8 protein-coding genes are annotated in these 10,315 nt (G+C 38.2%); 3 read left to right on the top strand and 5 right to left on the bottom strand.

Features of this window, described 5'->3' with window-relative positions; translation table 11 throughout:
- Positions 1 to 110: 110 nt before the first annotated feature.
- Positions 111 to 581: a molybdenum cofactor biosynthesis protein MoaE gene (locus tag VB713_RS13655; RefSeq protein ID WP_323312065.1), complete on the bottom strand. Its 471-nt coding sequence runs from the start codon at positions 579 to 581 to the stop codon at positions 111 to 113.
- A gap of 777 nt (positions 582 to 1,358) precedes the next feature.
- On the opposite strand from VB713_RS13655, the gene VB713_RS13650 reads away from it, so the two are divergent.
- Positions 1,359 to 4,196: a PAS domain S-box protein gene (locus tag VB713_RS13650; RefSeq protein WP_323312064.1), complete on the top strand. Its 2,838-nt coding sequence runs from the start codon at positions 1,359 to 1,361 to the stop codon at positions 4,194 to 4,196.
- A 205-nt stretch (positions 4,197 to 4,401) separates the two neighbouring features.
- On the opposite strand, the gene pyrR is transcribed toward VB713_RS13650, so the two are convergent.
- The 3 genes from pyrR to VB713_RS13635 form a co-directional block, all read right to left on the bottom strand.
- The gene (gene pyrR, locus VB713_RS13645) at positions 4,402 to 4,941 is read right to left on the bottom strand and encodes a bifunctional pyr operon transcriptional regulator/uracil phosphoribosyltransferase PyrR (protein WP_323312063.1); all 540 of its coding nucleotides are present in this window, start codon (positions 4,939 to 4,941) and stop codon (positions 4,402 to 4,404) included.
- An 89-nt stretch (positions 4,942 to 5,030) separates the two neighbouring features.
- Positions 5,031 to 5,993, bottom strand: a complete 963-nt coding sequence (cbiB, locus tag VB713_RS13640; protein WP_323312062.1) for an adenosylcobinamide-phosphate synthase CbiB — start codon at positions 5,991 to 5,993, stop codon at positions 5,031 to 5,033.
- Between the two features lie 67 nt (positions 5,994 to 6,060).
- Positions 6,061 to 6,504 carry an Rrf2 family transcriptional regulator gene (locus VB713_RS13635; RefSeq protein WP_323312061.1) on the bottom strand — a complete coding sequence of 148 codons (444 nt, stop codon included), beginning with the start codon at positions 6,502 to 6,504 and terminating at the stop codon, positions 6,061 to 6,063.
- A gap of 678 nt (positions 6,505 to 7,182) precedes the next feature.
- Between VB713_RS13635 and VB713_RS13630 the strand changes: the two genes are divergently transcribed.
- Positions 7,183 to 7,596 carry an AbrB family transcriptional regulator gene (locus tag VB713_RS13630; RefSeq protein ID WP_015215574.1) on the top strand — a complete coding sequence of 138 codons (414 nt, stop codon included), beginning with the start codon at positions 7,183 to 7,185 and terminating at the stop codon, positions 7,594 to 7,596.
- Positions 7,597 to 7,664: 68 nt separating this feature from the next.
- Here VB713_RS13630 and VB713_RS13625 read toward each other — a convergent pair whose 3' ends face one another.
- Positions 7,665 to 9,569 carry a chloride channel protein gene (locus VB713_RS13625; protein WP_323312060.1) on the bottom strand — a complete coding sequence of 635 codons (1,905 nt, stop codon included), beginning with the start codon at positions 9,567 to 9,569 and terminating at the stop codon, positions 7,665 to 7,667.
- A gap of 271 nt (positions 9,570 to 9,840) precedes the next feature.
- Between VB713_RS13625 and VB713_RS13620 the strand changes: the two genes are divergently transcribed.
- Positions 9,841 to 10,212, top strand: a complete 372-nt coding sequence (locus tag VB713_RS13620; protein WP_323312059.1) for a hypothetical protein — start codon at positions 9,841 to 9,843, stop codon at positions 10,210 to 10,212.
- Positions 10,213 to 10,315: the final 103 nt, after the last annotated feature.

Genomic DNA, 10,315 nt, shown 5'->3' with positions numbered 1-10,315 from the left:
TGGGTTTCGCTGTCGCTCAACCCAACCTACATTTCCTTAACCGACAAGTATTGAGAATCATCTAGACTAGAACCCAAAAAATACTGAATTCCGCTGTATATAAAAAACCTTCAAGATTCTTGTTCACAAGCACCAATACTTACCCAGGAACTAAAACCATCTTGCCAATGCTCTTTTTTCCAAATAGGTGCATTATGTTTAAGTGTATCAATTGCATACTGACAAGCTGCAAACGCCTCACCTCGATGAGGACACCCTACCGCTACTAAAACACTGATTTCGCCGATTTTTAACCGCCCAATGCGATGATATATGACAATGCGATTTACATCAGACCATTGGCAGCGAATATCAGCCGCAATTTGATAAAATACCTGCAAAGCCATCGGTTCATAAGCCTGATACTCTAAAGCCACCACAGATTTACCATCAGTTTGATTACGAACCATACCACTCATCAGCACCACTGCACCATTAGCCGGGTTGTTAGCTTGATTGTATATTTCCTCAAGAGATAATGGAGCAAAGAAAATACCAAAGCTATCTTCGACTTTAGGTTTTATGGGAAATTTCGTTTTCATGGTTAAGTTCTGCAACAGTGGATAGCTTGATAGTAAATGCTGAGTCTTGTAAAACTCTATGGGCATAACTGCGATTATATGCATAGAGGGACATCTAGCCAGTATAAAAACAGTTATTTACAGGCTTTGAGAATCAATAACATCCTCACCCATACGACTACAGCTATACATAAAAAATACTCATTACATTTTACATATTTCAATGTAATAAAATAAACTATATACTACGCTGTAGTTATTTTGTTACATACATTATATAATGTCTACTAGACGGATACATATTTAATTTGTATGTCTCTGAGTTTTAAGAACAAGCAGGATTTTAGAGAAGTTACACCCCTTACCGATAATTTTCATAAAATAAGAAGAGTAAAGTCATATCACCGCTCATTAAATTTTTACATAATTTTATTTATTGAAGGAGTGATTTAATTGCATAAAAATATTCCCAATGTATTAGTAAATATCCTGAACTTCAATTCAAATTACCATAAAAACTCCATTTTGCTGTCATCCTCCCTTAGAAAGATTAATATATAATTAGCAAACGACATCTTTACAATAGTAAATTTATGACCTAATCAAGTACAGTAATAATTTAATTACCAAAGAAGAAAATTGACTATCAAGACTACCAATAGGAGAAGCATATCATACTTTAAAATTCAAAATTTAAGCAGGCCTTACTTGCCCCTTCCCTGTTTATGAAAAGTTGAAGACAGAGATTCATACGAGGATACTTAGTCATTTTATAAAAATTATAGTAGGAAAAACTTAATGAGATTACCAGTGTTTAACAATGAAGCCGCAAGACTTGAGATTCTTCACCAGTATAAAATTCTGGATACCTCACCAGAAGAACCTTTCGACGATTTAGCATTGTTAGCCGCGCAGATTTGTAATACACCTATTGCTGTGATTAATCTGATTGATGCCCATCGTCAGTGGTTTAAGGCTAAGGTAGGGTTAGATGTGCAGGAAATGCCTAGAGATGCAGGTTTTTGTCCAATTTGCGTACTACAAGGTACGGTTTTGATTATTCCTGACACATTGGCAGATGAAAACTTTGCTACAGCAGATATCGTGACATCAGAACCATATGTAAGGTTTTATGCTGGCATACCTTTAATTGTACCAGGAGGTGAGGTAATAGGAACTTTGTGCGTAGTGGATAAAATACCACGCCAAATTACTCCTCAACAGTTAACAGCATTAGAATCTATTAGTCGTCTTGTAGTTAGACAATTAGAAATCAGGCGCAATTTAGCCGAACTGTCCTATATAAATGAAGAGTATAAAAATGCACAATTAGCACTGCGTCAAAGTGAATCTACCTTACACAGCTTCTTCGAGAGTGCGCCAATGATGATGGGAATTGTGGAATTAGTCGATAACGACATCCTACATATTTCTGATAATCCCAATACGGCGAAATTTTTGGGACTCACCCCAGAAGCAATGCAAAATCGTCTAGCGAGAGAAATGTGTGCAGATAATAGCAATTTAAACCAATGGATTAATTACTATCGTCAAGCAGAACTTACCCAATCACCCGTTAGGTTTGAATATTCTTACGAAACTTCCCAAGGACAAACTTGGTTATCAGCGACAGTTTCTGCGATCGCTAAAAATCATGGTAGTAGTCAGCAATTCGCCTATATAGTAGAAGATATTACCGAACGCAAACAGGCGGAAGATGAATTGCGTTGGCAAGAAGCACTTTTGCGATCCATGAATAGTGTTTCACCATTAGCATTTTATGTTGTTGATAATCGTACTGATAACATCCTTTATTTTAATGATCGCTTCTGTGAAATTTGGAAAATTGAACATCTTAAAAAATGCATGGAAGCACAAGAATTAAAAAATCAAGATATTGTTCCTGATTGTTTTAAATTAATAGCAGATATCCCTAGTTTCACAGCATCATATCAACCTCTACAAGATGAAACTAACCACTCCGTAATTGAAGATGAAATTAGCTTTAATGATGGGCGCATCATCCGGCGCTTTTCTACTCAAATCCGAAATACATCTGCTCAATATTTTGGTCGTTTGTACATCTTTGAAGATATTACAGCCCGTAAACAAGTAGAACAAAAACTCCGTGAACAAGCAGCATTACTTGATATTACCACCGATGCCATTGTCGTGAGAGATTTAGAAAATAAGATATTGCTATGGAATAAAAGTGCTGAAAAATTATATGGTTGGCAAGCTGAAGAAGTTATAGACAAGAATGCTAGCAAAATCTGGGTTGATGAACCTGTAGAAGAACAACAGAAAATTCATCAAACCGTCTTAACACATGGTTTATGGCAAGGAGAATTAAATAAAAAGACAAAATTTGGTACAGAAATCATAGTCGAAAGTTGTTGGACTTTAGTACATGATGAGTATAATAAAGCTAATTCTATCCTGATTATTGACACTGATATTACCCAGAAAAAACAGTTAGAACACCAATTTTTACGCGCTCAACGAATGGAGAGTATTGGTACTCTAGCAAGTGGAATTGCTCATGATTTAAATAATGTACTATCTCCCATTTTAATGTCAGCACATTTATTGAAAAATAAACATTATAATCAAGAGAATCAGCAGATATTATCAATTATAGAAAATAATGCCAAACGAGGTGCTAATTTAGTTAAACAAGTTCTTTCTTTCGCTAGAGGAATTCAAGGTAATACCTATGGTGGAATCAATCAACGTGCAGTAATTCAAGTTAAGTATTTGATTTCAGAAATGCAGCAGATTGTTGAACAAACATTTCCTAAATCAATCATAATTCATGCAGAAATTCAGCCAAATTTATCGCCAGTTTGTGGTGATATTACCCAACTCGATCAAGTATTAATGAATTTATGCTTAAATGCTCGTGATGCCATGCCCAATGGTGGTGTGTTAACAATAACCGCTGAGAATATTTGGATTGATGAAACCTATGTAAAAATGCATATAGATGCGCGAGTTGGTTCTTATCTTGTGATCAAGATTAGTGATACAGGAACTGGTATTCCCAGTAGCATCTTAGATAGAATATTTGAACCTTTTTTTACAACTAAAGAATTTGGCAAAGGTACAGGACTAGGTTTATCAACAGTTATAGGCATTATTAAAGGGCATGGTGGTTTTATTACTGTGTCTAGTTCTGTTGGCAAAGGTACAGCCTTTCAGTTATATTTACCAGCGATTTATACAGAAGTTGTCGAGTCTTTCATGGAAATGGAAATGCCTATTGGTAATGGGGAGTGGATTTTACTGGTAGATGACGAAGTTTCTATTCAGGAAATCACCAAAACTTCATTAGAAAACTATAATTACAAGGTAATTACTGCTAGTGATGGAGAGAAAGCCGTAACTTTATACAAACAAAATCAAGATAAAATTAATACGGCAATTATTGATATGATGATGCCAAATATGGATGGAGCTACCACTATTGATAAATTACAAAGCATTAATCCACAACTAAGAATAATTATTATTAGTGGGCTAGGAATAAATGAAAATATCTTATTAGAAAATGCGTACCAAAATATAGATTTTTTATCCAAACCATTCACAGTACAAGAACTATTAAAAACCCTAGCTCAATTTAAGATTAAGTAACAGCCATATAAATTTAAAATGACTGATAAATTGCCAGAAAAAACTTAAGAAGGACATCAGTACAAAACACAAATTAGGGCTTGCTGATAGCCTAGCGTCAGCCATAAAAGTCTTTTCGTTAGGACTAGGAGTCAAGAGTCAGAATTAGAAGAAGGTAAGAATAGTCTTGAATCTGGTCAAGTGATGACAAATTTTACAATACCAATTACCCATTACTAATTAACTCCACTGCATCACGTCCATCTGCATCTTGTAAATAAACTTTCACAATTTCTTCTTGAGCAGTCGGTAGTTTTTTACCCACAAAATCTGGGTGAATTGGTAACTCCCGATGTCCCCTATCTACTAATACAGCTAAACGAATCACCTCTGGTCTACCATACTCATTGACAGCATTTAAAGCAGCACGAATTGTCCGTCCTTTGAAAATGACATCATCCACCAAAACAACTGTTTTTCCTGTTAAGTCAAAAGGGATATCGGTTTTGGCTGGAGTTCTTAGGCCAATTTGGTCTAAATCATCACGATAGAATGTAATATCTAATGCTCCAACATAGATACTGATACCTTCGAGAATCTCTATTTGACGTGCCAACAAGTTGGCTAATGGCACACCTCTAGTATGAATGCCCAGAAGTATCAATTGTGATAAATCTCGTGTCCTTTCCACAATTTGAGAAGCCAGACGAGTCAAAGTACGACGCAGTTCTTCTGATGAGAGAATTTCAACTACTTTAGTAGACATATGAGGACTAGGGATTGGGGACTGCGGAGGTTGGGAGGTTGGAACAAAATTTCTCTTTTTCTTAGCTTTTGCCTGTTTCCTATCTCCAGTTAAGAATTACGAATAAAAAATATTGCCAAACCCAACCACAATAAAAACGAATATCGAGTCAATTGCAAAGCTTTGTGAATCGAAGTTGGGGTGATGGGATAAATAGCATCTCCTAAAAGTGGCTTATGTTTAGCCACTCCACGATACCAATTTATTCCTCCCATCTGCACACCTAAAATAGCAGCATAGGCACACTCGCTCCAACCAGAATTAGGACTAGGATCTTGAATAGCATCCCGGTGGCAAATCCGCCAAACATCTACGGGTTTAAGTGATAAAAGTGCTAAAGTCATTACTGTTAACCGACAAGGAAGCCACGTTAAACCATCTTCTAACCTCGCGCTAAACCAGCCAATATAAGTATACGGTGATTCCCGATAACCCACCATTGAATCTAAGGTACTACTAGCTTTATATGCTAAAGCCAAAGGAACCACACCAATCAATGGCACAAACGCACCCAAAATTGCATAAAATAACGGAGCCATCACTCCATCAGTCGCATTTTCTGTGACTGTTTCCAAAACTGCTCGCAAAACTTCTGCTGCTGAGAGGTTTGTTGTATCCCTACCGACATAATTACTTAAAACCTGTCTTGCTTCCTCTAACTTTCCTGTCGTTAAAGGTTGGATTACATCTATCGCAGCAGTTCGCAAACTATGAAGAGCAAAACAACTGGCTAGAAGAATGCTCTCTAAAATAATTCCTAACAATGGATTTAGCCATCTGGCAATTTGAATTATTAACCAGCCAGATAAACCACTACCGATGATGAGAATAATAGCGAGTACAATTCCGGCTAGACGTTGTGTTAGAGAACTCTGACAATGTTGTAGAAAAAATTTACTCAACCAAGAAATTATCCATCCCATCACTCGCACTGGATGAGGCCAACCCCAAGGATCACCAATTAAGTAATCTAACAAGGCAGCAATAATTAAAATATAGAGATTATTGGTCATTGGGGAAAATATTTATCTTCTTCTTACCTCTTACATGAGTGCCTCTTGCCTATTCCCTGATAACTGACTAAACAACAAAACTAGCTTCTTCGCCTAAAGATGCTTGCCAACTACGGGCATCATAATAAAGGTCTGCCAGAGTAATGCTGTACAAAGCTTCTTTCAGCTTTTGGTTCAGTCTTTGCCACAAGGTAAATGTTACCCAATCTTCTGCTTGTGCTGGTGGTGAACTATTCAGAGGTAAGTGAGTTATGTTTTCTCCCACTGCCTCTAAAATTTGTCCTATAGAGATTTGTGCAGGCTCTCTGGATAATTGATAGCCACCGACGCTACCACGAATTGATTTGACTAACCCAGCGCGACGCATTTCTATGAGCAACTTTTCTAGATAGGGAGCCGGAATATCTTGACGCTTGGCAATTGTTCTTACAGATACGGGTCCATATTCTGGTTGTAAAGTCAAATCTAGTAATGCCTTAACACTATAGTGTCCTTTAGTCGTTAGTTTCATTTATCAGTTATCAGGTAGGCATATGTAACGGCAGGCTGCGCCAGTATCGCACACTCTTAATCCTTGGGAGTAATGTGATCGACTTTCAACGAAGGCTACATCATTTATTCAAATTGGTGTAGCCTGTGGTTAGCCATAAGCTGAATGCTTACGTTATCAGTTATCAGTTGTTTTGTCACTGACTAATGATTCATGACTTATGACTAAAGATCAGTTTTGCTTATCATTTTGTCTGCTCAGGTTCGTTGTCGGTGGGCAGACGACTATTTCACATAGCTTTAAAAAACTTAAACAAATACAGCTTGGCAGTAATTCACAAACCATATATATAGGAATCATCTTTGATTTTTTGAAAAAACGACCTCATCATCTACCTCCCCTCTTTCCTGTTCTCAATTCCTAACTCCCTTTTAAGCGCCTCTACTTTCGCGTAGCGTCTGGTAGAGAGTAAGTTTATAAATAAAATCTGATTGCTAGAGATAAGAGATATGAGCAGGAACAGAATTATTTTTAGAAAATGTCTGGAAAAGATTGGTAATTGTGCAACAATTTTGCCTGTGCGTGTAATATACTTGGCTATGCTGAGATAAAAATAAAGGATTCCGTTCCTATTAGCTCAGTATCAGTTAAAATAAAATCGATTCAACCACTTCAAACATTCATTTTCGACCTAAGTTGATGCCTAAACTGAAAAAAATTGACCCCCTTGTTGGTGATGAACTCCTCAAAAAAGTTAAGGAGCTAGAGAACGAGAGCAAAGAAGATAAAGCTAAACAGTGTGGCTATTATACCGTTACCAAAAATGGTATAGAGCGCGTCAACATGATGAAGTTCCTAAATGCTCTAATTGATGCTGAGGGCATTCAGTTGGATAGTACACCTAGTGCCAATGGCCGTGGTGGACGCAGTGCAAGCTATAGAATTAGTGTGCAGTCCAACAACAATTTATTGATAGGTTCAGCTTATACAAAACAGATGAATCTCAAGCCTGGGGATGAATTTATCATCACTTTAGGGAAAAAACACATTCGACTACGGCAAGTGGACCCGGAAGATCGGGAAGATGATGCTGAAGTAGAAGCTACAGCTTAAATGAATAGTCATTAGTCATTAGTCAGTTGTTTATCTTTAATCAATGACCAATGACCAATGACCAATAGTTAATGACCAATGACTATATCTGTTGTTGGTAGTACTTGTAAATAGTGCTGTAATGCTTTGCGTGTTGCTGCTAAATTACAAGTTAAAGCAATTTGTTCTTTTTCTAGTAAACCTAAAATGCAATCGGGTTTGTCTCTTGCTACCACTGGTAACTGATGCAAACCACGCAGAGCCATACGATCTAAAGCTTCGGATAATGGCTCATCTTGCCAAGCATAGAGGATGTCGGTTGTACAAATATCTATGAGTGTTTGACTAGAAAAATTAGCCTGTATTTCCGGAGGGGAATTCTGGTAATTTTCCCAAAAGGAAAGGGCGCGGTTAATGTCGTCTAGAGAAAGAATACCGACTAATTTTTCAGCGGCATCAATTACTAAAGCACTGCGTGTGCGATCGCGAATCATTTCCATAGATGCTTCTAAAATCCCCAGAGTTACAGGCAGTTTTTTGGGAGAGGAGTTCATTGCATCTGCCACTGAAATTTGCTGTACAATTTCCACCTGTTCATCTTTCAATTCCGCAAGACCAATCTGTTGAAGATTAGAATTAGAATTAAAAGTTGGCTTGATACGCTCAACTAACCATACACTTAAACCCACCGCCGCCATCAAAGGTAAAACAATGCGGTAATCGCGGGTTAATTCAAACAACATTAAAATAGCTGTTAAAGGCGCTCTGACACTACCTGCTAAAACAGCAGCCATACCCACCATTGCATAAGCTGGAGGAGCCGCCATATATTCAACAATTGTCGGCACTATCAAAGCTAAAAATTTGGCATAAGCAGACCCAAAAGAAGCACCTAAAAACATTGCTGGCGCAAACAAACCACCCACAAAACCACTAGCTGAACAAACTGCCGTCATCAGCAGTTTTAAAACCATCAATATCAGTAACAGATTTAAAGAAAATTCCTGATCTTGCAACATGGGTTGCACAGTACCATAACCGATACCCAGAATTTGTGGGTAGTAAAAAGCTACTGTACCAATGATTGCACCACCAATGATGGGGTGAATTGGTTTAGGAATCTTTAAAAAAAATTCAAACCCCGGAACCCGTCCTGCAAAAAACGCTTTAGCCAAACGGATTGCTTCTGTGTAAGTTACAGAAACCAAACTTGCACCCAAACCCAAGCCAAGATAAAGGGGTAATTCTAAAGAACTGCGGACTTGGTAAGCAGGTAAGGCAAAAGCAGGTTGGGACCCCAAACCAATTTGAGCAATTAAGGCTGCTACTACTGCTGCTAGTAAGACCACACTCACCGCAGAAGTGGCAAAGGATGTAGTACCCATAACCACCTCTAGAGCAAAAAATACTCCAGCAATGGGAGCATTAAATCCAGCTGCTAAACCAGCCGCTGCTCCTGCACCCAAAAGTAAACGCTGTCTCTCTTGAGAAACTTGCAGCACATCTGATAGCAACACCCCAAAATTAGTACCGATTTCTACACTTGGCCCCTCTGGCCCTAAAGAGGCTCCACTACCCAAAGAAACAGCCGCAGCTATCATCTTGGTTACAGGACGCAGTTGTCGCTTCACCTCTCTACCTTGAGAGACGGCTATCAGAGAGGAAAGTCCAGGGCCAAAGTCTTGAGTGCGCCAGCGCATTAAGCCCACAATAAGTCCGCCTAATGTGGGAACACAAGCTAAAGTCCACGCACCCCAGACTCCAATCAATCCCATAAAATTTTCCAGCATCAAGTTGTGAACCAGCTGGATTAGATAGTGAAAGGTGACTACACCCATACCAGTACTACCACCAATCAGCATGGCTAAAAATAGCACGACTGTTTCCGGTGATGGTTGAAAACGATTAATTAGCTGAGTTAAATGGGCAGAAGGTGTGGGAAAGGCAGGTAGTGACCTTACCTTCCTCAGTTGAGTAGGAGGCAAGAGAGTCATGGAGAAACGGGGTAAATGTAAGAAAAAATTTAATTTTTTAGCTGTTAATTCTCATTGTGAGCCATGATTTAGTAAGCAGACAAGTATGCTTGATTTACTAAATCTGGCTATACTCGTGTTACGACCATATAGCCCCAATTAGTAGCAAAAAAAATGTATGTGTGGTGCATTACTAATGTTCAGACAATATTGCCGAAGCTACTTGTTGGTGATCAAAGTTCAATATAGCTATTGTTATAGAGCGAGTAAATGGACTATGCGGACGAGCTAGATGAATATACACACTTTTGATAATCATTATGTTACTTGCCCTATTTGTCAAAGAAATAACAGGACACAGCCTGTCAAAACTTATAGAGGCTTATTTACTTGTCCATATTGTCAGGAAAGGCTTGTAGTTTGTAAAAGTGGTCACTACGTCCGTGATCCGTTTACTTGGAAACAAATTATGATTTCTTCGGCATTGCGTCGTCAAAGCCGACCTTTAGCCAGGATGATCAGAGATTTAGTTCTTCTCAAACGTCCTTTAGTCGCTTTAGCTATGGGAGGTGTTATTTTATTAACTACAATTGCGATTACTCAGGAAAAAACAAGCGACAATATCCCATTGATTCCAGAAACTGAGAAGGTAAATGAGCGATGAGTAACGAGTGATGAGTACTGAGTGATGAGTGATGAGTGAAAATCCGAGTCAATACTTGTCGGTTAAGGCTCAAAAGTCATTATATGGTAGGTTGGGTTGAGGC

The organism is Anabaena cylindrica UHCC 0172 (assembly GCF_034931625.1).
Classification (GTDB): domain Bacteria; phylum Cyanobacteriota; class Cyanobacteriia; order Cyanobacteriales; family Nostocaceae; genus Anabaena; species Anabaena cylindrica_A.
The sequence above is the reverse complement of the archived record's forward strand: the minus strand, read 5'-3'. Positions and strand labels throughout refer to the sequence as shown.

Bases quoted from the DNA above. Each gene is read 5' to 3' on its own strand.
- VB713_RS13650 (WP_323312064.1), top strand. From the start codon at position 1,359: ATGAGATTACCAGTGTTTAACAATGAAGCCGCAAGACTTGAGATTCTT.
- pyrR (WP_323312063.1), bottom strand. From the start codon at position 4,941: ATGTCTACTAAAGTAGTTGAAATTCTCTCATCAGAAGAACTGCGTCGT.
- cbiB (WP_323312062.1), bottom strand. From the start codon at position 5,993: ATGACCAATAATCTCTATATTTTAATTATTGCTGCCTTGTTAGATTAC.
- VB713_RS13655 (WP_323312065.1), bottom strand. From the start codon at position 581: ATGAAAACGAAATTTCCCATAAAACCTAAAGTCGAAGATAGCTTTGGT.
- VB713_RS13625 (WP_323312060.1), bottom strand. From the start codon at position 9,569: ATGACTCTCTTGCCTCCTACTCAACTGAGGAAGGTAAGGTCACTACCT.
- VB713_RS13630 (WP_015215574.1), top strand. From the start codon at position 7,183: ATGCCTAAACTGAAAAAAATTGACCCCCTTGTTGGTGATGAACTCCTC.
- VB713_RS13620 (WP_323312059.1), top strand. From the start codon at position 9,841: ATGAATATACACACTTTTGATAATCATTATGTTACTTGCCCTATTTGT.
- VB713_RS13635 (WP_323312061.1), bottom strand. From the start codon at position 6,504: ATGAAACTAACGACTAAAGGACACTATAGTGTTAAGGCATTACTAGAT.